The sequence below is a fragment of the Citrobacter sp. wls711 genome (assembly GCF_005281055.1).
Taxonomy (GTDB): domain Bacteria; phylum Pseudomonadota; class Gammaproteobacteria; order Enterobacterales; family Enterobacteriaceae; genus Citrobacter; species Citrobacter gillenii.
The window spans coordinates 146,662-168,274 of sequence record NZ_SZXC01000026.1 but is presented as its reverse complement, the minus strand read 5'-3'; the positions used below and the strand labels follow the sequence as shown (position 1 = coordinate 168,274).

The 21,613-nt window shown below is 55.9% G+C and carries 19 protein-coding genes; 8 read left to right on the top strand and 11 right to left on the bottom strand.

The features are described 5' to 3' along the window. Positions 1–41 precede the first annotated feature (41 nt). From menF to menE, 6 genes are all read left to right on the top strand, one after another. A complete protein-coding gene (gene menF / locus FDW98_RS12215) occupies positions 42–1,340 on the top strand; it encodes an isochorismate synthase MenF (RefSeq protein ID WP_096756383.1) in 1,299 nt (432 codons plus the stop codon). An 84-nt stretch (positions 1,341–1,424) separates the two neighbouring features. Continuing rightward, positions 1,425–3,095: a 2-succinyl-5-enolpyruvyl-6-hydroxy-3-cyclohexene-1-carboxylic-acid synthase gene (gene menD, locus FDW98_RS12210; RefSeq protein WP_096756384.1), complete on the top strand. Its 1,671-nt coding sequence runs from the start codon at positions 1,425–1,427 to the stop codon at positions 3,093–3,095. Next, a complete protein-coding gene (gene menH / locus FDW98_RS12205) occupies positions 3,092–3,850 on the top strand; it encodes a 2-succinyl-6-hydroxy-2,4-cyclohexadiene-1-carboxylate synthase (RefSeq protein WP_096756385.1) in 759 nt (252 codons plus the stop codon). Before menD ends, menH begins: the two co-directional genes overlap by 4 nt. Positions 3,851–3,864: 14 nt before the next feature. After that, a complete protein-coding gene (gene menB / locus FDW98_RS12200) occupies positions 3,865–4,722 on the top strand; it encodes a 1,4-dihydroxy-2-naphthoyl-CoA synthase (protein WP_096756386.1) in 858 nt (285 codons plus the stop codon). Further along, positions 4,722–5,684, top strand: coding sequence for an o-succinylbenzoate synthase (menC, locus tag FDW98_RS12195; RefSeq protein WP_096756387.1), 963 nt, complete (start codon positions 4,722–4,724; stop codon positions 5,682–5,684). The genes menB and menC overlap by 1 nt, the downstream gene beginning before the upstream one ends. Then, positions 5,681–7,093, top strand: a complete 1,413-nt coding sequence (gene menE / locus FDW98_RS12190) for an o-succinylbenzoate--CoA ligase (RefSeq protein WP_096756388.1) — start codon at positions 5,681–5,683, stop codon at positions 7,091–7,093. Before menC ends, menE begins: the two co-directional genes overlap by 4 nt. Here menE and arnF read toward each other — a convergent pair. From arnF to nudI, 8 genes are all read right to left on the bottom strand, one after another. Continuing rightward, complete coding sequence (arnF, locus tag FDW98_RS12185) at positions 7,041–7,439, bottom strand: 4-amino-4-deoxy-L-arabinose-phosphoundecaprenol flippase subunit ArnF (RefSeq protein WP_096756389.1); 399 nt, start codon at positions 7,437–7,439, stop codon at positions 7,041–7,043. The genes menE and arnF overlap by 53 nt on opposite strands. Further along, positions 7,439–7,774, bottom strand: coding sequence for a 4-amino-4-deoxy-L-arabinose-phosphoundecaprenol flippase subunit ArnE (arnE, locus tag FDW98_RS12180; protein ID WP_096756390.1), 336 nt, complete (start codon positions 7,772–7,774; stop codon positions 7,439–7,441). Before arnE ends, arnF begins: the two co-directional genes overlap by 1 nt. Then, on the bottom strand, positions 7,771–9,426 hold the full coding sequence (arnT, locus tag FDW98_RS12175) for a lipid IV(A) 4-amino-4-deoxy-L-arabinosyltransferase (protein ID WP_096756391.1): 1,656 nt from the start codon (positions 9,424–9,426) through the stop codon (positions 7,771–7,773). The genes arnE and arnT overlap by 4 nt, the downstream gene beginning before the upstream one ends. Then, complete coding sequence (arnD, locus tag FDW98_RS12170) at positions 9,423–10,325, bottom strand: 4-deoxy-4-formamido-L-arabinose-phosphoundecaprenol deformylase (protein ID WP_096756392.1); 903 nt, start codon at positions 10,323–10,325, stop codon at positions 9,423–9,425. Before arnD ends, arnT begins: the two co-directional genes overlap by 4 nt. Beyond that, a complete protein-coding gene (arnA, locus tag FDW98_RS12165; RefSeq protein ID WP_096756393.1) occupies positions 10,322–12,304 on the bottom strand; it encodes a bifunctional UDP-4-amino-4-deoxy-L-arabinose formyltransferase/UDP-glucuronic acid oxidase ArnA in 1,983 nt (660 codons plus the stop codon). The genes arnD and arnA overlap by 4 nt, the downstream gene beginning before the upstream one ends. Then, positions 12,301–13,284 carry an undecaprenyl-phosphate 4-deoxy-4-formamido-L-arabinose transferase gene (gene arnC / locus FDW98_RS12160; protein ID WP_096756394.1) on the bottom strand — a complete coding sequence of 328 codons (984 nt, stop codon included), beginning with the start codon at positions 13,282–13,284 and terminating at the stop codon, positions 12,301–12,303. Before arnC ends, arnA begins: the two co-directional genes overlap by 4 nt. Positions 13,285–13,286: 2 nt before the next feature. Further along, positions 13,287–14,426: a UDP-4-amino-4-deoxy-L-arabinose aminotransferase gene (gene arnB / locus FDW98_RS12155; RefSeq protein WP_096756395.1), complete on the bottom strand. Its 1,140-nt coding sequence runs from the start codon at positions 14,424–14,426 to the stop codon at positions 13,287–13,289. A 263-nt stretch (positions 14,427–14,689) separates the two neighbouring features. Further along, complete coding sequence (gene nudI, locus FDW98_RS12150) at positions 14,690–15,130, bottom strand: nucleoside triphosphatase NudI (protein ID WP_096756396.1); 441 nt, start codon at positions 15,128–15,130, stop codon at positions 14,690–14,692. 228 nt (positions 15,131–15,358) lie between these two features. On the opposite strand from nudI, the gene FDW98_RS12145 reads away from it, so the two are divergent. Both FDW98_RS12145 and FDW98_RS12140 read left to right on the top strand, forming a co-directional pair. Next, positions 15,359–15,901 (top strand): YfaZ family protein, encoded by a 543-nt coding sequence (locus tag FDW98_RS12145; RefSeq protein WP_096756397.1) that lies wholly within the window; start codon positions 15,359–15,361, stop codon positions 15,899–15,901. A gap of 124 nt (positions 15,902–16,025) precedes the next feature. Then, complete coding sequence (locus FDW98_RS12140; protein ID WP_096756398.1) at positions 16,026–17,222, top strand: nicotinamide mononucleotide deamidase-related protein YfaY; 1,197 nt, start codon at positions 16,026–16,028, stop codon at positions 17,220–17,222. Between the two features lie 125 nt (positions 17,223–17,347). On the opposite strand, the gene glpC is transcribed toward FDW98_RS12140, so the two are convergent. The 3 genes from glpC to glpA are packed head-to-tail and all read right to left on the bottom strand — an operon-like array spanning position 17,348 to position 21,412. Beyond that, positions 17,348–18,538: an anaerobic glycerol-3-phosphate dehydrogenase subunit GlpC gene (gene glpC, locus FDW98_RS12135; protein ID WP_096756399.1), complete on the bottom strand. Its 1,191-nt coding sequence runs from the start codon at positions 18,536–18,538 to the stop codon at positions 17,348–17,350. Beyond that, positions 18,535–19,794 carry a glycerol-3-phosphate dehydrogenase subunit GlpB gene (gene glpB / locus FDW98_RS12130; RefSeq protein ID WP_096756400.1) on the bottom strand — a complete coding sequence of 420 codons (1,260 nt, stop codon included), beginning with the start codon at positions 19,792–19,794 and terminating at the stop codon, positions 18,535–18,537. The genes glpC and glpB overlap by 4 nt, the downstream gene beginning before the upstream one ends. Beyond that, on the bottom strand, positions 19,784–21,412 hold the full coding sequence (gene glpA, locus FDW98_RS12125) for an anaerobic glycerol-3-phosphate dehydrogenase subunit A (RefSeq protein WP_096756401.1): 1,629 nt from the start codon (positions 21,410–21,412) through the stop codon (positions 19,784–19,786). Before glpA ends, glpB begins: the two co-directional genes overlap by 11 nt. Between the last annotated feature and the right edge of the window lie 201 nt (positions 21,413–21,613).

Sequence of the window (21,613 nt, the reverse complement as noted above, 5' to 3'; positions counted from 1 at the left end):
TACCCCGTATAATGAGAGGTTTTTAACAGGGAGAGGTCTGCGTGCATTCAATTACTACTGCGCTGGAAAATCTGATGCGCCTTTTGACGCAAGAGATACCGGCAGCACCTGGCATTCGTATTTACGACATCCCTTTCCCTCTGAATGATGCTTTCGACGCTTTGGGCTGGCTGGCCAGTCAACCCGTCTGGCCGCAGTTTTACTGGCAACAGCGTAACGGTGATGAAGAAGCCGCCGTGCTGGGTGCCGTGGCAACGTTTTCCTCTCTGGCCGTCGCTCAGCAGTTTTTACACCAGCATGGAGACCATCCTGAACTGCGCATCTGGGGCCTGAATGCGTTTGAACCCCAGCGCGGCAGTTTACTGCTACCTCGCCTGGAATGGCGGCGTTGCGCAGGCGTGGCAACCTTACGGTTACACCTGTATAGCGACGTGTCGCTGCAAGACGATGCCGTGCACGCGCGCGCATTCCTTTCAACGCTTGCCAACGTGAAGCCGCTTCCCGCACTGCGCCTGAATTTAACCGCTGAGCAGCACTGGCCGGATAAAGCGGGCTGGACGCGCCTGATTGAACTGGCGACCCAAACCATTGCCGGGGAAGCGCTCGACAAAGTGGTGCTGGCGCGGGCAACCGATTTACAGTTCTCACAGCCGGTGAACGCCGCGTCGGTGATGGCCTCCAGTCGTCGCTTAAACCTTAACTGCTACCATTTCTTTATGGCGTTTTCCGCCGAGTGCGCTTTTTTGGGATCGTCTCCTGAACGTTTGTATCGGCGGCGTGACACGGCGCTGCGTACCGAAGCGCTGGCTGGAACCGTCGCTAATCATCCTGACGACCACCGGGCCTGGCAGCTCGGCGAGTGGCTGATGAAGGACGATAAAAACCAGCGTGAGAATATGCTGGTGGTAGAAGATATTTGTCAGCGACTGCAAAACTGTACGCAAACCCTCGACGTGCTGCCACCGCAGGTGCTCAGACTGCGCAAAGTGCAGCATCTGCGCCGCTGTATCTGGACTGCGCTGAATCAACCGGACGATACGCTTTGCCTGATGCAGCTCCAGCCGACCGCGGCAGTGGCGGGCATTCCGCGTGAACGGGCGCGCGCATTCATCCAGCATAATGAACCTTTTGCACGGGAATGGTATGCCGGCTCTGCCGGATATCTCTCCCTGCGGCAAAGTGAGTTTTGCGTGTCGCTACGTTCGGCGAAAATTAGCGGCAATGTGGTGCGTCTGTACGCTGGGGCCGGGATTGTACGCGGCTCCGATCCCGAACAAGAATGGCAGGAAATAGACAATAAAGCGGCGGGTTTACGTACTTTATTACAGATGGAAGCCTAATGAGTCACACATTATCGACTCATATCAAAAATCCATTTATTCGATTCTTTATACTGTGTCGCAATATTGATACCGGACAATCTTATGTCAGTAAGCGCATTTAACCGACGCTGGGCGGCGGTCATACTGGAAGCACTCACTCGCCACGGCGTCAGGCATGTTTGCATTGCGCCTGGCTCTCGTTCGACGCCATTGACGCTGGCCGCAGCGGAGAATTCTGCCTTTATCCACCATACCCACTTTGACGAGCGCGGGTTGGGGCATCTGGCCTTAGGTCTGGCCAAGGTCAGCCGGCAGCCAGTGGCGGTGATTGTGACCTCCGGTACGGCGGTAGCGAATTTGTATCCGGCGCTTATCGAAGCCGGTCTTACCGGTGAAAAACTGATTTTACTCACGGCGGACAGACCGCCTGAGCTTATCGACTGCGGGGCGAATCAGGCGATTCGTCAGCCGGAAATGTTTGCTTCTCATCCATCGCAAACGCTCTCTTTACCGCGCCCGACGCAGGACATTCCCGCCAGTTGGCTGGTTTCCACCCTCGATAATGCCATGGCTTCACTGCACAGCGGTGCGGTACACATTAACTGCCCGTTTGCGGAGCCGCTGTATGGCGAGATGGACGACACAGGCATTGAGTGGCAGCAGCGGCTGGGTGACTGGTGGCAGGATGATAAACCCTGGCTGCGCGAAGCGCGTCGGCTGGAAAGTGACAAACAGCGCGACTGGTTCTTCTGGCGGCAAAAGCGCGGCGTGGTGATTGCCGGGCGTATGACGGCGGAAGAGGGTAAGAAAGTCGCGCTGTGGGCGCAGACGTTAGGCTGGCCGCTGATTGGCGATGTGCTGTCGCAAACCGGACAGCCGCTGCCGTGTGCCGACCTGTGGTTGGGCAATGCGAAAGCGGTGACCGAATTACAGCAGGCACAGATTGTGGTGCAGTTGGGCAGCAGCCTGACCGGAAAACGTCTGTTGCAATGGCAGGCTACCTGTAACCCGCAAGAATACTGGATTGTCGACAATATCGAAGGACGGCTGGATCCCGCTCATCATCGTGGGCGCAGGTTAGTCGCGAAGGTTAGCGACTGGCTGGATCTGCATCCGGCAGAGAAACGCCAGCCCTGGTGCGTCGATGTTCCACGCCTCGCGGAACAGGCGTGGCAGACGGTGGCAGCGCGTCGCGAGGCGTTTGGTGAAGCGCAGCTGGCGCACCGCATTCGCGAGTATCTGCCTGAACAGGGCCAGCTGTTTGTCGGCAATAGTCTGGTGGTACGTCTGATTGACGCACTGTCTCAGCTTCCGGCAGGGTATCCGGTGTACAGCAATCGCGGGGCCAGCGGTATCGACGGTCTACTGTCAACCGCGGCAGGCGTACAGCGAGCCAGCGCGAAATCGACGCTGGCCATCGTTGGCGACTTATCGGCGCTGTATGATTTGAATGCGCTGGCCTTATTGCGCCAGGTCTCCGCACCGTTTGTCCTGATTGTGGTGAACAATAACGGCGGGCAGATTTTCTCCCTGCTGCCGACGCCGCAAAGTGAGCGTGAACGGTTCTATCTGATGCCGCAGAACGTCCATTTTGATCATGCGGCGGCGATGTTTAACCTCAAATATCACCGCCCGGAAAACTGGGAACAGCTGGAGAGCGCGCTGGCAGGAGCCTGGCGTACTCCGGCCGCCACGGTGATTGAGCTGGTGGTCAATGAGACTGACGGGGCGCAAACCCTGCAGCAGCTGCTGGCGCAGGTGAGTCATCTATGATCCTGCACGCGCAGGCGAACAAGGACCAGGCGGATGCCCCCTGGCTGGTTTTCCTGCACGGCTTCTCCGGCGATTGCCGGGAATGGCAGCCGGTCGGGGAGCAGTTTGCGGACTGTTCACGGCTGTATATTGATTTGCCCGGACACGGCGGTTCTGCAGATATTCACGTCAGCGGATTTGATGACGTCAGCGAACTGCTGCGTAATACTTTATTTAGTTACAACATACTTAACTACTGGCTAGTGGGATATTCTCTTGGCGGCCGAGTGGCGATGATGGCGGCTTGCCAGGGGATGTCAGGGCTTTGCGGCCTGGTGGTCGAAGGCGGGCATCCGGGGCTGCAAAGTGAAGACGAGCGCGCGCAGCGTCGCCTGTCCGACGGTCGCTGGGCCGCACGTTTTCGCCACGAGCCGCTACGTGATGTTTTTAACGACTGGTACCAACAACCGGTTTTTGCCTCGCTAAGCCCTGCGCAACGGCAGGTGCTGGTTGAGCTGCGTAGCCAGAACAATGGCATTACGCTTGCCGCTATGCTGGAGGCCACCTCGCTGGCGGGTCAACCCGATTTACGTGCGCCGCTCACCACGCGCACATTTCCGTTTTATTATTTATGTGGTGAACGTGACGATAAATTCCGCGCTCTGGCGACGGAAATGTCAGTACCGAACCATGTGATTCCTCACGCCGGACACAACGCGCATCGGGACAATCCCGCGGGCGTAGTAGACTGTCTGGCTCAGATTCTGCGTCGCTGACTAAAGGACATTTTATGATCTATCCTGATGAAACAATGCTTTACGCACCGGTAGAATGGCTCGATTGCTCTGAAGGCTATACCGACATTCGCTATGAAAAATCCACCGACGGTATCGCAAAAATCACCATCAATCGTCCGCAGGTACGCAATGCTTTCCGTCCTGTTACCGTCAAAGAGATGATTCAGGCGATGTCTGATGCGCGCTATGACGACAATATCGGCGTGATTATCCTGACCGGCGCAGGCGACAAAGCGTTCTGCGCGGGCGGCGATCAGAAAGTACGCGGCGACTACGGCGGATACCAGGATGACTCCGGCGTACATCACCTGAACGTGCTGGACTTCCAGCGCCAGATCCGTACCTGTCCGAAGCCGGTTGTGGCGATGGTTGCGGGTTATTCCATCGGTGGTGGCCATGTGCTGCACATGATGTGTGACCTGACCATCGCGGCTGAAAACGCCATCTTTGGTCAGACAGGCCCGAAAGTGGGTTCCTTTGACGGCGGTTGGGGTGCGTCTTATATGGCCCGTATCGTCGGTCAGAAGAAAGCGCGTGAAATCTGGTTCCTGTGTCGTCAATACGATGCGAAACAGGCACTGGATATGGGCCTGGTCAACACCGTGGTTCCGCTGGCGGATCTGGAAAAAGAGACCGTGCGCTGGTGTCGTGAAATGCTGCAAAACAGCCCAATGGCGCTGCGCTGCCTGAAAGCAGCGCTGAACGCCGACTGCGATGGTCAGGCGGGGCTGCAGGAGCTGGCCGGTAACGCCACCATGCTGTTCTACATGACGGAAGAAGGTCAGGAAGGCCGTAATGCGTTCAACCAGAAACGTCAGCCTGACTTCAGCAAATTCAAACGGAATCCGTAATGCGTAGCGCGCAGGTATACCGCTGGCAGATCCCCATGGACGCGGGGGTGATTTTGCGTGACAGGCGGTTAAAAACGCGTGATGGGCTGTACGTGTGTCTTCGTGACGGCGAGCGTGAAGGGTGGGGAGAGATCTCCCCCTTGCCGGGCTTCAGCCAGGAAACCTGGGAAGAGGCGCAAACGGCTCTGTTGGCCTGGGTAAACGGCTGGCTGCAGGGGGAAACCTCTTTACCACAGCTGCCTTCGGTGGCCTTTGGTGCTAGCTGCGCACTCGCCGAGCTTGACGGGACATTGCCGGAGGCGGCGAATTATCGCGCCGCGCCATTGTGTACCGGCGACCCTGACGATCTGGTGCTGCAACTGGCGGACATGCCGGGTGAAAAAGTCGCGAAGATCAAAGTTGGCCTGTATGAAGCTGTACGTGACGGCATGGTGGCCAACCTGCTGCTGGAGGCGATCCCCGATCTGCATTTACGTCTTGATGCTAACCGTGCCTGGACGCCACTGAAGGCGCAGCAGTTTGCGAAGTACGTCAATCCGGATTATCGCGGGCGCATTGCCTTCCTCGAAGAGCCGTGCAAAACCCGTGATGATTCTCGCGCCTTTGCGCGGGAAACCGGGATTGCCATTGCCTGGGATGAAAGCCTGCGTGAAGCCGACTTTACCTTTATGGCGGAAGAAGGCGTGAGTGCGGTGATCATCAAGCCTACGCTCACCGGTAGTCTGGATAAGGTTCGCGAGCAGGTTGCAGCCGCGCATGCGCTCGGACTCACTGCGGTAATCAGTTCGTCTATTGAGTCGAGCCTGGGGTTAACCCAACTGGCGCGGATTGCCGCCTGGCTGACGCCGCAGACCATACCGGGTCTGGACACGCTGAGCCTGATGCAGTGCCAGCAGGTTCGCAGCTGGCCTGGCAGTGTGCTGCCATGTATTAACGTGGATGCGCTGGAACGACTGCTATGACCGTGCAGGACATGCCCGATGTCACAAGCATATCGGGTCTGGTGACGGCGTTTACCGACTGGCCGTGGCGTCACTGGCGGCAGGTTCGGGCAGAGGCGCCAGCGTTACGCCTCAATGATGAGGTGCTGAACTGGCGCGAGCTCTGTACGCGCGTCGACGCGCTGGCCACGGGGTTTGCCGCTCAGGGGGTGAAAGAGGGCGACGGCGTGCTGCTGCGCGCCTGGAATCACCCTTCGTCTGCGCTTGCCTGGCTGGCATTGTTGCAGTGCGGGGCGCGGGTGTTACCGGTGAACCCGCAGCTGCCGAAGTCTCTGCTGGATGCGTTGATCCCTGATTTAACGCTGCGTTTTGCGCTGGATCTGCAAAGCAATGACCCCTTTTCGGGGCTGATGACGCTGCAGATCCAGCAACTGTCTGGCGAGCATGCAGCCGACTGGATGCCTCTGCGATTGAGTTCAATGACACTCACATCCGGTTCAACCGGGTTGCCTAAGGCAGCGGTGCATACCTGTCAGGCACATTTGGCGAGTGCGCAGGGGGTGCTGTCATTAATGCCGTTTGGCACAGAGGATGACTGGCTGCTCTCGCTACCGCTGTTTCATGTTTCCGGTCAGGGTATTTTGTGGCGCTGGTTATTGGCCGGTGCGCGCATGACCGTGCGTGACAAGCAACCGCTGGAACAGATGCTGGCGGGCTGCACTCATGCCTCGCTGGTACCGACGCAGCTTTGGCGATTGCTGGTAAACAACGCACCGATCACGTTGAAAGCAGTACTGCTGGGGGGCGCGGCCATTCCGGTTGAGCTGACCGAGCAGGCGCGTGAGCAGGGGATTCGCTGCTGGTGCGGTTACGGGCTGACGGAGTTTGCTTCCACGGTTTGCGCGAAAGAAGCTGATGGCCTGGGCGATGTCGGCTCTGCCTTGCCGGGCAGAGAGGTCAGGATCGTGGATGATGAAGTCTGGCTGCGCGCTGCCAGCATGGCGTCAGGTTACTGGCGCAACGGGCAGCTTATTCCGCTGGTTAATGGCGAAGGCTGGTTTGCTACCCGCGATCGCGGGGTGTTAAACGACGGTAAGCTCACGATTGTCGGTCGCATGGACAACCTGTTCTTTAGCGGCGGGGAAGGTATTCAGCCGGAAGAGGTGGAACGCGTGATCGCCGCCCATCCGCACGTGCTGCAAGCCTTTGTTGTTCCGCTGGAAGACCATGAGTTTGGCCATCGTCCGGTGGCGGTCGTTGAATACGATACCCGTGCGGATGACGCCAATCTTGCTGAATGGGTGAAAGATAAACTGGCCCGTTTTCAACAACCGGTACGCTGGCTGGAATTACCACCAGAGCTGAAAAGTGGCGGTATTAAGGTTTCTCGCCGCGCATTGCTGGACTGGGTCCGAGAAAAATCGTCATAAGCCCTGCCATAATGCACAGCACGCCGATGAGCGCGCGCCATGAAAATGAACCCTGCCAGCCAGGTAAGAACATTGAGGCGAGCCACACCAGTACGTAGCTGAGGCTGAGCAGGGCGTAGGCCTTGCTCAGTGCCAGTCTGTGCAGGGCCTGGTGCCAGCAGATAACCGACAGTAAATACCCCGCCAGTCCCGCGTACAGCGTTAACGTCCCGACGCTTGCGGAAAATATCGCTTCCATAAATCGCAACGGATGCAGTATCGGCGGCAGATTGTCCATCGCGTAGCCGAGACTCAACTGAGCCAGCGAAGTAATCATGACGCTGCACAGCCCCCAGAATATCCCCATTACACCGCGCTCCCGAGAATAAAAATACCGGTGATAATCAGCCCCACGCCCAGCCAATGGCGCTTTGTGACGGGCTCTCGCCAGATTTTCCAGGCTGCCAGCGTGACCCAGACAAAGTTAAGGCTCAGCATCGGATAGGCCAGGCCAACCGGAATATTCTGCAACACTGCCAGCCATAACAGCATCGCCAGACCGAGGCTTGCCAGAGCCAGACTCATCCACCACGCAATGTGGCGTTTGCGCGCGCGGATGGCTAGCGGGCGGGTGGCCTGCTTCTGGCACAGTTGCCCGCCTACGCTGAGCAGACTGGCGAGGACTAACGCCAGCCAGATCATTGGGGCCGGTACTGAATCAAGACCAGACGCCCCTGATTATCAACGTAATCCGCGGGGGGAATGGCAAGTTGAGTTATATCCTGATCCTTCGAAATCGACAGCACCAGCGTAATAATACCTTCCTGGCGATGTTGGGCTAACCAGTCGGGAAAGCCAGTCTGACTGACAAAGCGACCCCGGGCATCGGGATAATTCAGGCCATATTTTAGCTCGCCCATTTGCCCGTACAGGATGATGTCATCGCGTTTCAGGCTCCAGGCCAGACCTGCGGCGACGCCAACGTTGTCCGCAAGCACGTAGCGACTCGGTTGTAACACCTCTTTGGTCATCTCAACAAAAAACTGCGGTTGTTTCGCTTCCATGACCCTGTCGGGTATCGCGTATCCAAACAACAGCACCAGCCCCAATGGGCAGAATGCGGCATATTTCCAGGTTTTTTGGCTATTGGTCAGCGTATACCAGCCAAAAAAAGTCCAGATGAGAAAGATGCCCCACGAATAAAAAACCTTATAAGTTTCGATATGCGTCCACACAGGAGACGGCAGCGGCCCCAGTGTAGACACCACAAAGGTGGCGACAATGCCGATCACCCCAAACAGGATGTTGATCCCGCCATTGACGCGCAGGGCAACGGATCCTTCCTTGGCCGCCTGCACACCGAAACGCGCGATGAGGAGAGCCAGCGGCGCGAAGCAGGAAAGAATATAGGTGGGGAGTTTTCCTTTAGCGATGCTGAAAAACACAATCGGCATGACAATCCAGCCGAGCAGATAGAGTGCGCTACGCGGAGTATCCCGCTCACGCCACCCCGTTTGCAGTGCGCCAGGCAGAAGACCAAGCCAGGGCAAACAGCCTGCGATAAGGACGGGCAGGTAGTACCAGAACGGAGCTTTATGCTGGGCATCCGCCAGTGCGAAACGCTGAATATGTTCGACCCAGAAAAAGTAATGCCAGAAGTCAGGTTCGCGTTGTGCAATGGTGATTCCCCACGGCAACACAATGGCAATGCAACCGACCACCGCCAGCAGACCGTAGAGAAAGAGATCTTTCCATCGTTTTTGTACTAATACCCACGGCAGCACGCTGAGAACCGGGACCGCCAGTGCGAGAAAACCTTTGGTCATCACCCCCATGCCGCAGGCCAGCCCCAACAGCAAAAAGGCGATGATTTTGCCGGTTTTAGTGGTGGCCTGCATGCCTTGCCAAAAACAGCACATGCCCGCCATCAGCCACAGGGCGATGATCGGGTCGAGTACCGCGTAGGTGCCGATGCTGTAAACGGAAAAAAACGTTAAGAAAATTACTGAGGAGAGTACGGCGGTGCGTTTATCCTGCCAGAGTCGCATGGCAAGCCAGGCCACCAGTAACGCGGTGAGTAGGGTGGCAAAAATAGCGCCCGCCCTGACGCCAAAATTGTTTGCACCAAATAACCATTGCCCGATGCTGTTTAACCAGTATCCGGCAATCGGTTTTTCAAAATAGCGTAACCCGAGAAAGTGTGGGACTACCCAGTCGCCCGAGTTGAGCATTTCCCGGCTAATTTCCGCGTAGCGCGTTTCGTCAGGCTGCCACAGCAGGCGGCTATTGATGGGAACAATATAATACAGCGCAATAAAGGCGATAAACGCCACGGTATAACGTAGAGATTTCATCGTGACACACTCACCGGGTACTGACAGCCGAGCCATCCCTCTCTGCCGGGTATTTTGCCGCGAACGACCTGGCCTGTTGGCAGCGTAGTGATATGGTCTGGCAGGAGCTCACCAAGCGGGCAAAACGTAATGCCCGCATCAGCGGCTCGAGTCAGCAAGTCATCAAAATCGTGATGGCAGGCGATCCCTTCAACTTCCGCATGAATGGTGTACACCGGCGTTGCTGTGTTCATCAGCATGTGGGAGAGGATCCAGGCATTGAAGTCGACAGCCTGCACTTCCCGGCCAATCACTTCATCCCATGTCGGTAAGGTGACGGGAATCTGCGGCGTGCCGGCTTTCCCCGTCGCAAGCAGCGGGCGAAATAGTGAAGAGCCCCGACAATCGCTGTTGTAGCGTAGGTTAAAGGCTTCTTTGGCGTGGACGACGCGTTCGTCAGCACGCCATCCGGCCGCGGCTGAGCAGGTGACAGACTGTCCGGTGATGGCCTCAAGCACGGTAATACCTTGAGAAATATCATCAATCAGTTGTTTGTCATTCCAGGTGCCACTTCGCGCCTGCCAGGCATGGTGATCCCAGGCATGCAGGCCGGTTTCGTGAACCCGGGCGGCTTGCGCAATAATGGAGGCATTCGCGTGGCCTATTTCTTTTCCTGGCCACGCGGTCCCGGCCAGTAAAATATCCCACCCGTAGAGAGAGACTGCGTTTGAGCGCAGCATCTTCCACAAAAATTGCGGTTTCACCAGACGCCAGAGATGGCGTCCCATGTTGTCAGGTCCAACGCTAAAGAAAAAACTTGCCCGAACGTTATGTCGGTTTAATGTCTCCAGCAGGCGGGGCACGCCTTCGCGCGTCCCCCTGAAGGTATCGACATCAATGCGCAAGCCCACTTTGGTCATGATGTGTGTTCCGTGATATCCACGCTGCGTAAGAAGAAATCGAGCGTCTCTTCTACCGTTTCCCGCATGTCGATGGTCGGTTCCCAGTTCAGGCAGCGTCGGGCATTAACAATACTCGGTTTACGGTGTTCAACGTCCTGATAACCTTTGCCATAGTAGCTGCTGCTTTCAACGTCACGGAAGCCGGCGAACGGCGGAAAGTGCTGACGCAGTGGATGTTTTTCAAAGCAGCTCAGCAGCATTTCTGCCAGTTCCTGAATGCTGGCTTCGTTATCCGGGTTACCGATGTTGATAATCTCTCCATCACAGCGTCCACCGGCGTTTTCTATGATGCGGAACAGCGCCTCGATACCGTCGCGAATATCAGTAAAGCAACGCTTCTGCTTACCGCCTTCAATCAGCTTAATCGGCGAACCTTCCACCAGATTGAGGATCAACTGAGTAATGGCGCGTGAGCTACCGATACGGGCAGCGTTCAGGCTGTCGAGACGTGGTCCCATCCAGTTAAATGGACGGAACAGCGTGAAGCGCAATCCTTCTTTTTCGCCGTACGCCCAAATAACGCGATCCAGAAGCTGCTTAGAAACGGAATAGATCCAACGCGGCTTATTGACCGGGCCGACGGTAAGGTTTGAGCTGTCTTCATCAAAGACCTTATCGCTACACATGCCGTACACTTCGGACGTTGACGGGAAAATAATGCGTTTCTGGTATTTCACGCAGTAGCGAATGATTTTCAGGTTTTCTTCAAAATCGAGTTCAAAGACGCGCAGCGGGTTGCGGGTGTATTCAATCGGCGTGGCAATCGCCACCAGCGGCAGCACGACGTCGCATTTTTTCACATGGTATTCAATCCATTCAGAATGAATACTGATATCGCCTTCGACAAAATGGAAGCGGGGGTGTGACAAAAAACGTCCAATCGCATCGCTGCCAATATCCAGCCCATAAACCTCGTAGTTTTCTTCTTGCAGCAGGCGTTCGGTCAGGTGGTTACCGATAAAACCGTTAACACCGAGGATCAGAACACGGGTACGACGTTTGCTGGCAGAAACTGGCTGGCCGTTCAGGCGAGACCCCACCACCAGACCCAGAACCTGCGCCAGCTGTGAACCTTGCATGGCAATGCCATCGCCCGCTTGTCCGGTAATAATTTCAAGCGCGCCTTCGGCGCAGGCTATTTGTAGCGGGGACGCAGAGAGCACGGTACCCGGCTGTAAGCCGGTGTTGTTTGCGCACGGGCGTGATGACCAGACGGTAAATTTTTGTGTTCCTGCATAGCTAAACGCGCCTGGCCAGGGAGCGGAGACCGCACGTACCCTGTTATGTAACTGCCCGGCCGGTTTGTTCCAGTCAAGGACGCTGTCGTCCGGCGTGCGGCGACCAAAATAGGTTGCATCGGCTTCCTGCTGGTGGCGCTGCTGAAAGTCAGCCGTTTTGATAGCAGGCAGCGTTTGTTCCAGCATTTGGCGGGCCGTCTGGCACAGTTTATGATGCAACGTTAATGCCACGTCATCGGGTGAAATAGCCACACGCTGTTGGGCGACAATCTCCCCGGCATCTGCGCGTTTGACCATACGATGCAGCGTGACGCCCGTTTCCTTTTCGCCATTGACCAGCACCCAGTTCAGCGGGGCGCGACCGCGATATTTCGGCAGCAGCGAGCCGTGCAGGTTGAATGCGCCCACAGGTGCGAGGCGAAGAATCTCATCGCTGAGTAAATGGCGATAGTAGAACGAAAAAATGACCTCAGGGGCGAGCTGGCTGATGCGCTCAACCCACAACGGATGATTGACGTTGTCCGGGGCATAGACCGGGATCCCTGCGCTGGCCGCAAGCCGGGAAACGGAGCCAAAAAACGCATTTTCACCGGGATTATCGGTGTGTGTGAAAATAGCAGCGATGTCATAACCCGCATCCAGCAAAGCTTGAATTCCCTGACATCCCATATCGTGATAAGCAAATACGACGGCTTTCATGCGTGGTTTTCCTCGGTTGACTGCGTGGTGTGTGGACGAATAACGTGTTGAACAAAGTAGCGGGGGCGGGCGCGGACATCGTTATAGATGCGACCGATATATTCGCCGAGTAAACCCATACCAATGAACTGTGCGCCGATAAACGTAAACAGCACGGCAAACAGCATAAAGACCCCCTCAGCTGCCCACTGCGGACCCAGCGTCAGGCGAAGAACGACCAGCAGAACGGACAGGGTGAAACCCGTGGCGGCAATCACGCTACCCAGCAGGCTCAGCATGCGCAGCGGTGTGGTGGTCAGGCAGGTCACCAGGTCATACATCAGGTTAATCAAACGCATAAAGCTGTACTTAGAGTCGCCAAATTCACGCTCTGCATGGTGCACCGGGATTTCCGTCGCGCGACGGGCAAAGATGTTGGCCAGAATGGGAATGAAGGTGCTGCGCTCCTGGCAATGCAGCATGGCATCAACGATATGACGGCGATAGGCGCGTAGCATGCAGCCATAATCCCCCATCGCTTTACCGGTGGTACGTTGAATCAAATGGTTGATCATCCTCGAGGCCGTCTTACGAAAGATGCTGTCTTGCCTGTTTTGGCGCACCGTTCCGACCACGTCGAAGCCCTGGTCTGCGGTGGCGACAAGACGAGGGATCTCCTCTGGTGGGTTCTGCAAGTCTGCATCCAGCGTGATGACCAAATCACCGGTGACGTGGCTGAAACCGGCCATAATCGCCGAGTGCTGCCCGTAATTGCGATTCAGCAGAATAGAGACAATATGGCTGTTGTGGGCCTGTGAGGCATCCATCATCAACTGTGCGGAATTGTCGCTGCTGCCGTCATCGATCAGCAGGATTTCATAGTCTTTCCCCAGTTTTTCGCAGGCGGCACAGGTACGTCTGATTAACTCCGGCAGGCTTTCCTGTTCGTTAAAAACGGGAATGACTACCGAGACTTTTTTAATCGGTGTGGCTTCAAACATGGTCATTGTCCTGCTATCCGGCGCAGTGCCGTGATGACGCGCTGGGTATCGTCGGCGGTCATGTCGGGAAATAAAGGCAGTGAACAGATGCGGGCGCTATTCCATTCTGTGTTGGGGAGTGACAGGGTGGGGAAGCGTTCGCGATAATACTTTTGCGTGTGCGCCGCGCGAAAATGCAGACCGGTACCGATACCTTCAGCCTTCAGTGCTTCCATTAAGGCGTCCCGGCTCAGGCCGCAGCGTGCCTCGTCAACACGAATAATAAACAGATGCCAGGCGTGAACGTGCGACCACTGCGGCAAGCTCAACGGCTGAAAAGGCGTATCTGCCAGCGCGTGCTGATACTGGTGCGCAATTTCAGCGCGACGTGCATTTATTCGACCCAGTTTATCCAGTTGCACCAGGGCGATGGCAGCATTGATATCGGTCAGGTTGTACTTGTATCCTGGGGCCAGAACTTCCGCCTGCGGTGCCCGACCAAAGGTTTGCCGGTCATAGGCATCCACGCCCAGACCGTGGAATTTCAGACTACGCAGACGTTGCGCGAGCGCACTGTCGTCGGTCACGATCAGTCCACCTTCCGCGCAGGTAACATTTTTGATGGCGTGAAAGGAGAAAATCGCCGTACCGCGGGCGCCAACATGACGGCTCTTGTATAACGTTCCCACCGCATGTGCGGCGTCTTCGATGACCGGGATGCCATAACGTTCGCCGATGGCGTAAATCGCATCAAGATCGGCAGGAGCGCCGGCGTAATGCACCGGAATAATCGCTTTGGTTCGTGGGGTGATGGCCGCTTCGATTTGTTCGGGAGTGACCATCAGCGTATCGCGGTCGACATCAATCATCACCGGCGTCGCACCCAACAGGACAATCATATTGATCGTGGAAACCCACGTCATCGACGGGGTGATCACCTCATCACCTGCGCCTACGTCCAGCGCCATCAGCGTGATGTGCATACCTGCTGTAGCAGAGCAGACGGCAACGGCATGTTGGTTTCCTGTCAGCCGACAGAATGCCTCTTCCAACTGCTGATTTTTAGGGCCGGTGGTTATCCACCCTGAGTCCAGAACGGTTTTGACGGCGGCAAGCTCTTCAGTACCGAAGGCCGGGCGAGAGAAAGGCAAAAAGTCAGACATCATTATTCCTTCAAGCCATTAAACGCCATCGCATATTTATTAGGATAAATAGAGGTGTCGTTAATTATTTCATCAGGCTGCAAAGATTAATGATTGAAGGTTAATTTATCCTTAAGAGCTTAAGGTTGAGGAATAATGTGGGGTGTTTTGAATTTTGCATTTATCTATTTGAAAGTTAACTATTTTTGTTTTTTGTCGCGAGCTGCCGACATTACTCCATTTTATTAAAAAATTAAGCAATGTCGGTACTTATATAGCCCATTTTATTGCGGCGAAGACGACAGCAATCCTTTCAGTTTTAACGTTTTTCGGGTGGCGACGTTTAAGTCGTAATGGGTGAGGTCCTGTGGTTTAACCCAGGCGAAGTCCTGAAACTCTTCGTTAATCTTCACCTCACGATTGGCTGAAACACAATCGAAGATCAGATAAATCATGTAGATCTCTTCCAGGCGACCATCAGCATAGGTTTTGGTGCGGATATCATCGCTAAAGGTCCACGGGGTAATCTCTGTGAGCACCAGCTGCTCGCCCAGCTCTTCGCGTACTTCGCGACGCAGGGCCTCTTCGATACGCTCGCCTGGCTCAACGCCGCCACCTGAAAGCGCCCATTGACCGGGGAACACGCCGCGGTCGTCGGCCATTTTACACAACAGATAACACCCTTCATTTTGAATTAATGGGCAAACAATAGTCCTTTGACGCACGACGATATTCCTTAAATTGAGAGGTGAGAGATAAAGAATACGGGAGCCAGGGCGAGGGTGAAAGTGATTATTATCAGTGCCGGCGTGATGTGCTAAAACCTTGTTGGTTAGTATTTAGTTACAATATGTTATTGCATCGCCTTTTTAGCTCATTGATTCCTCGCCATCAGGCAGTACAATCCAGCGGTTTTGGGGCTATGTTTAGTTTCTTGCTGGAAAGGATAGAAAATGAAAAAAAGTATTTTATTGGGCCTTGCTGGAATGCTGTTTGTTTCTGCGTCGGCGAACGCGATAAGCATCAGCGGCCAGGCCGGTGAAGATTACACCAACCTTGGCTTCGGTTTCGGTACCGAGTCCTCCGGGCTGGCAGCCAGCGGCAACTGGATGCATAACGACGATGATGGTGATGTTGCCGGCGTCGGTCTTGGCCTGAATATCCCGATTGGTCCTCTGCTGGCCACCGTTGGTGGGAAAGGCGTTTATACCAACCCAAACGACGGCGATGAAGGCTATGCGGCGGCGGTTGGTGGTGGCTTGCAGTGGCCGATTGGCGACAGCTTCCGTCTGTTTGGCGAGTACTACTACTCTCCGGATTCGCTTTCCAGCGGTATTGATAGCTACGAAGAAGCCAATGCGGGCGCGCGTCTGACCATTATTCGCCCATTGAGTATCGAAGCCGGTTATCGCTACCTGAACCTGGCGGGTAAAGATGGCAACCGTGACAATGCGATTGCTGACGGCCCGTATGTTGGGGTTAACGCCAGCTTCTGATGTCCCTGGCGCGGCGTTCAGCTGCGCCTGTTTTTCCTTCTCTTACTCATTCTCTTTCCCTCCATCCTCCATGTTCCCTCGCCATTGCGTTATAGTGTTTTGATTGCATAAGCAGGAGAACACAATGTTAAACGTGGAGATGCTATCCACCGGGGATGAAGTGTTGCACGGCCAGATCGTCGACACCAATGCCGCCTGGCTGGCTGATTTTTTCTTCAATCAGGGATTACCGTTAACACGCCGCAACACGGTGGGCGACAATCTCGACGACCTGGTCGCCATTTTGCGCGAACGCAGCGAACATGCCGATGTATTGATTGTGAACGGTGGCTTAGGGCCAACCAGCGATGATTTGAGCGCGCTGGCTGCGGCAACGGCAAAAGGTGAAGAGCTGGTGCTGCACGAGGCATGGCTTGCTCAGATGGAGCATTACTTCCGCGAACGCGGTCGTATTATGGCACCGAGTAACCGTAAGCAAGCTGAATTACCTGCCAGCGCCGAGTTTATCAATAACCCAGTGGGTACCGCCTGTGGATTCGCCGTGAAGCTCAACCGCTGTTTGATGTTCTTTACGCCGGGCGTTCCGTCAGAGTTTAAAGTGATGATCGAACATGAGATCCTACCGCGTCTGCGGGAGCGATTCTCACTCTCCCAACCCCCGCTATGCCTGCGACTAACCACCTTTGGCCGTTCTGAAAGCGAGCTGGCGCAAAGTTTGGATCCGCTGCCTTTGCCTGCCGGGGTCACGATGGGGTATCGCTCATCAATGCCGATTATCGAGTTGAAGCTTACCGGGCCGGATTCCCAACGTGAAGCGATGCTGGCGCTCTGGCCGGAGGTGAAGCGGGTTGCCGGGCAGAATATGATTTTTGAAGGCACGGAAGGGCTGCCCGCGCAAATTGCACGCACGTTGCAGGAACGGCAATACAGCCTGACGCTCAGCGAACAGTTTACCGCGGGCCTGGTCGCTCTCCAGCTTTCTCGCGCCAACGCCCCGCTGTTGGCCAGTGAAGTGGTGCCCTCTCAGGAGGAAACGCTGGCGCAAACCGCGCACTGGATAACCGAGCGACGCGGCAATCATTACGCAGATTTGGCGCTGGCGGTATCGGGTTTCGAAAACGAACATATTAACTTTGCGCTGGCAACGTCTGAGGGCACGCATGCATTACGCGTACGACTTAGCGCTAGTCGCTACAGCTTGCCGGTGCGTCAGGAAGTGTGTGCCATGATGGCTCTGAATATGCTGCGCCGTTGGCTTAACGATCAGGATATTGCCACCGAGCATGGCTGGATTGACGTGGTTGAATCACTGACCGTATAGTTTGTTATTGCCTGATGGCGAAGATTTTGTAGGCCGGATAAGGCGTTTTACGCTGCCATCCGGCAGATGTTTTGCCCGATGGCATTTCGCTTATCGGCCTACAATTGGGATGTAGGCTTGGTTAGTTAGCCTAACGCCTGTGCCAGCAGGGTTATTGGATGCTCACAGCGCTTGCTGGTGGACATCTCAATCTGCCATTTGCAGGTTTCGCAGTCGGTGACGACGATATCGGCTCCGCTTTCTTCGATCTGGCGGAACAGCGGGGCGCCAATGGATTGCGACGTGGGGTAGTTTTCCTTTTTAAAGCCGTAGGTCCCGGCGATGCCGCAGCACTGGGAATCCAGCACCGTCAGTTCCAGACCAGGAATTTGACGCAGCAGCTCCAGCGTGTAGAGCGTCCAGCCCATTTTCTCCATATGGCAGGGGGTATGGTAGACCACCTTCAGCGGCAGTGTTTTTAGCGGCAGCGTTTGCCCGCCGTCCAGTTTGCGCCACAGCCAACGGGTGGCCAGCTCAATATGTTCACGCAGGCCCGTGTTGTCGACATCCAGCACTTCGGGATATTCATCGCGAAGCGCAAAGGTACAGGTTGATGAGGTGGCAAGCACCGGAATACCTTTTCCGTCAATGGCTTCTCTGAGCGAGGCCACGTTGCTGACCGCCTGCTTACGTGCCTTATCGGTAAAACCGTTGGCGATCAGCGGCACGCCGCAGCACTTCTCTTTACTCAGCAACTGTACGCCGGTCCCCATCGCATTCAGCACTTTAATCAGGTCTTTGCCAAGCTGCGGATGGTTATAGTTCACAAAGCAGCCGTGAAAAAAGGCGACCTGATCCTGATACTGCGCCTGCTGTGCGGCAACGCTGCGGTACCAGCGGCGGAAGGTACCAAAGGAGTATTTTGGCAGCGTCCGGCGATGATCGATTTTTAACGCGTAATCGAGCAGCTGACGCACGGGCTTCAGCGAGGTGGCGGTATTGACGATCGGCGCGAACGGCGTGGAAACGCTGCCCATCAAATCGGTATGGCTTAAGACAAAGTTGCGCAGCGACGGGCGGGTGGTGTCATATTTGGCGCGCGCGCGCTGGATGATATCGCCAATTTTAACATCTGACGGGCAGGCGACTTCGCAGCGTTTGCAGTTGATACAGTATTTCAGCGCATCATCGTATAACGCACCGTCTTTTAGACGCAGACGTTCCCCGTCCGGCCCGGCCTGTTTAGGGCCTGGGTAGCTCGGATTGACGCGGCTGACCGGGCAGGCAGTGGTGCATACCGTGCATTTGATACAACTTTCAAAACGTGTGTCGCTCATTGCTGGCCTCCTGCTCGTTTCGCAATATGATGTGCGGCATGCAAGGCGCTGACTGCGCTCACGCCGCCTCCGCAACCCTGGGCGATAGGGTCAAAACCGCCAAGCACCGATCCGATGGCAAACAGGTTCTCTACCGTTTTTCCCGCAAGCGTTGGGCGCAGGGTGTCATCAGTATTCACACCAAATTGTTGCCACGGCTGCGGGTCGAAGACGTCGCGCTGATACCACTGCGCACGGGTCTCTGTTTGCTGGACATCCAGGCCGAGGATCGGCTCGTGGACAGCCTCGCGTGTTGCCACCAGTCCGCTGCTGAAGAAACTGCCGCTGGCGAGCACGGCAAAACGTGGACGCAATGGAATATCAGCATGATTGCGGGTCCACACTTCACTTACCACACCGTCCTGACAGGTGACTTTTTTCACCTCGTCACCGGGCATCCACACGCCGCCCTGGCGTACAAACTGACGCTGTAATTGATTGTGCAGGCGCATGCCGAGAACAGAAGGCGGTAAGGTGGGTAACAGCATCAGCGAGCAGGGCAGACGCTCGTTGAGCCACTGCCAGAGCCGGGAATCGGTGAGACCGAAGCAGGCTGGCATAATAATCATGTCGCAGGTTTTTGCTATTGGCAGCAACGCGTCACAGAGCAGTGGCCATTTATCTTCGTTATCCAGCAGGCGTGCGATGTTAACCGCGCGAAACTCGGTGGGGTTGTCGCGCAGAACATCCAGTTCCGGCAGCTCGATTTCTGCGGTGTCGACGCTGAGGTTACGCTGGCTCAGCGAGGCCGCCGCGAGGTGTGCCTGAAAATCCAGTAGCCCGCTGATGCCCACCACGCAGATACGCTGAGCAGACAGCGGCCAGACCGGTACTTCCGGCGAACTGAGCCAGGTTGAGCGCAAGGTCCCCAGCGGCGTTACGCGCTGATGTATCTGATGTACCTCGCCCTGCAACTGAGCACCGGATTCTTTCAACAGGGTTTGCGCCTGCTGCGCCAGTGACAGGACGTTTTGCGTACCGATAAGGCTATAAGGGTGCAAGGGGGCCTGAGTGCGCAGTGCGTTCAGACCTGCATCGATATCGCTCACCGGCTGTCCATCAGGCAGCGTGCTGAGTAAATCCAGCGAGCCGGAGGAAAAATGCAGGGCGCTTTGGCCACGGGTAACAATCGCGCAGCGTAACCCGCTTTTTTGCAGTTGCAGACCGCACAGCAGTCCGGCGAGACCGCCGCCGATAATGACGGTATCAAATTTCATCCTGGTGCTCCTTTTCCAGACCGCATAACCCCTGATACACCCAGCGCGTGAACTCGCTTTCGCGCAGTGCGTCTCCCCAGGCAATCGGCTGCACGCCTTTCCAGCGTTCGTTGAGAAACTCGGAGAGCTGGGTGATGGACTGCGCGGCGGTGGTAACATTAAAACGTTGCAGTAACCCTGCGGCGCGGCAGGCGCACAGTTCGCCCTGGCATGTCCCCATCCCGACGCGAGTACGGCGGCGCAAGTCCAGCAGGCTGTTGACGGTTAAATTTTCCACGGCGTATTGGACTTCGCCTGCGGTGACCGCCTCGCACTCGCAGACCAGGCTGCGATGCTGACGACCTTCGCTCAGCCAGACTGGGGTGCGATCGCCGTGACGGTAGACTGCCGAGCCGCGTAGTGGTGCGGGCAACGAGATCACGCGCTTAAGCGTATGCTCGGTCGATTCCTGCGAACCTGGCAGCGCGACGTCCGCTGTGGTGCAAGGGCGAGTGTTACCCAGCTTGCGGCAAACAGCGTCGGTGGCCCATTCAGCCATCAAGCGGTAGGTCATCAGTTTGCCGCCGGTAATGGTGATAAAGCCATCCAGACCGTCGCGTTCAGCATGATCGAACAACACAATGCCGCGGCTGACGTTACGACCGCTTGGATCATTGTCGCTGGCCACCAGCGGACGCACGCCGGAGTAGGCGCGTAAAATGCGCGTTTTCGCCATAATCGGCGCCAGCTTCTCCCCTTCACGCAGCAGGACATCCACCTCTTCAGCGGTGACGCGGTTGCTGTCGATATCATCGTAATCAATATGTTGCGAGGTGGTGCCGATCAGCGAGATGGTGTCGCCAGGCACCAGAATGTCGGCATCCGACGGTTTACGGCAGCGGTTGATGACATGCTGGTTAATGCGATGATCCATGATCAACAACGAGCCTTTTGCCGGGAACATGCGGATGCTCAGATCGGCATATTCCGCGATCCGCTGGCCCCAGATCCCGGCAGCGTTCACCACCACCGGCGCATGCAGGGACTGCATCTCGCCGGTGAGATGATTGCGAACGTTCACGCCGCAGACGGTTGCACCTTCACGAATCAGCCCGGTCACTTCATGGGCCGTCAGAATGACCGCGCCATGCTCTCTGGCATCCAGCATGTTGGCAGCGGTTAAACGGAAAGGATCCACGGTACCGTCTGGCACTTTGACTGCGCCAATCAACTGCGGGTTCACCGCGGGCTCGATAATGCGCGCTTGTTGAGGGTCGATCGCTTCTGCACGAATGCCCGCATCTTCGCAGGCACGAATAAAGGTGGCCTGGAAGGAGAGTTCATCTTCCGGCAGTGTGATAAACAGACCGTCCGTAGGCTCTACGCAGTGGCGGGCGATACGTTTCAGAATTTGGTTTTCGCTAATACATTCACGCGCAGATTCTGCGTCAGTGACGGCATAGCGCGCACCGCTGTGCAGCAGGCCGTGGTTACGTCCCGTCGCGCCGGTAGCGATATCGTGGCGTTCTACTAAGATGACGCGCAATCCGCGCAGAGCACAGTCGCGTGCGATCCCGGCACCTGTTGCTCCCCCACCAATGATAATCACGTCACTTGTTTGCGAGTCGCGAGTTTTCATTGTTTTTCCTCACAGTTCGTTTTTTTATCATTTAGCCACATAAAAAACATGGATTGTTTGATTTCGCGCATAATCGCTCATTATTCGAAAATGAAACGTGATTTCGTGCGCCTTTATGAACATTTGTCATAAATCTGTAACAATCTGTGCTGTGTTTCACATTATTGTGCTGAATCTTTCCTTAACATCGCGGCCACACTG

Excerpts from the sequence above, each read along its gene's own strand:
- menD (WP_096756384.1), top strand. The coding sequence starts at position 1,425 with ATGTCAGTAAGCGCATTTAACCGACGCTGGGCGGCGGTCATACTGGAA.
- menH (WP_096756385.1), top strand. The coding sequence starts at position 3,092 with ATGATCCTGCACGCGCAGGCGAACAAGGACCAGGCGGATGCCCCCTGG.
- menB (WP_096756386.1), top strand. The coding sequence starts at position 3,865 with ATGATCTATCCTGATGAAACAATGCTTTACGCACCGGTAGAATGGCTC.
- menC (WP_096756387.1), top strand. The coding sequence starts at position 4,722 with ATGCGTAGCGCGCAGGTATACCGCTGGCAGATCCCCATGGACGCGGGG.
- menE (WP_096756388.1), top strand. The coding sequence starts at position 5,681 with ATGACCGTGCAGGACATGCCCGATGTCACAAGCATATCGGGTCTGGTG.
- arnF (WP_096756389.1), bottom strand. The coding sequence starts at position 7,439 with ATGGGGATATTCTGGGGGCTGTGCAGCGTCATGATTACTTCGCTGGCT.
- arnE (WP_096756390.1), bottom strand. The coding sequence starts at position 7,774 with ATGATCTGGCTGGCGTTAGTCCTCGCCAGTCTGCTCAGCGTAGGCGGG.
- arnT (WP_096756391.1), bottom strand. The coding sequence starts at position 9,426 with ATGAAATCTCTACGTTATACCGTGGCGTTTATCGCCTTTATTGCGCTG.
- arnD (WP_096756392.1), bottom strand. The coding sequence starts at position 10,325 with ATGACCAAAGTGGGCTTGCGCATTGATGTCGATACCTTCAGGGGGACG.
- arnA (WP_096756393.1), bottom strand. The coding sequence starts at position 12,304 with ATGAAAGCCGTCGTATTTGCTTATCACGATATGGGATGTCAGGGAATT.
- arnC (WP_096756394.1), bottom strand. The coding sequence starts at position 13,284 with ATGTTTGAAGCCACACCGATTAAAAAAGTCTCGGTAGTCATTCCCGTT.
- arnB (WP_096756395.1), bottom strand. The coding sequence starts at position 14,426 with ATGTCTGACTTTTTGCCTTTCTCTCGCCCGGCCTTCGGTACTGAAGAG.
- FDW98_RS12145 (WP_096756397.1), top strand. The coding sequence starts at position 15,359 with ATGAAAAAAAGTATTTTATTGGGCCTTGCTGGAATGCTGTTTGTTTCT.
- FDW98_RS12140 (WP_096756398.1), top strand. The coding sequence starts at position 16,026 with ATGTTAAACGTGGAGATGCTATCCACCGGGGATGAAGTGTTGCACGGC.
- glpC (WP_096756399.1), bottom strand. The coding sequence starts at position 18,538 with ATGAGCGACACACGTTTTGAAAGTTGTATCAAATGCACGGTATGCACC.
- glpB (WP_096756400.1), bottom strand. The coding sequence starts at position 19,794 with ATGAAATTTGATACCGTCATTATCGGCGGCGGTCTCGCCGGACTGCTG.
- glpA (WP_096756401.1), bottom strand. The coding sequence starts at position 21,412 with ATGAAAACTCGCGACTCGCAAACAAGTGACGTGATTATCATTGGTGGG.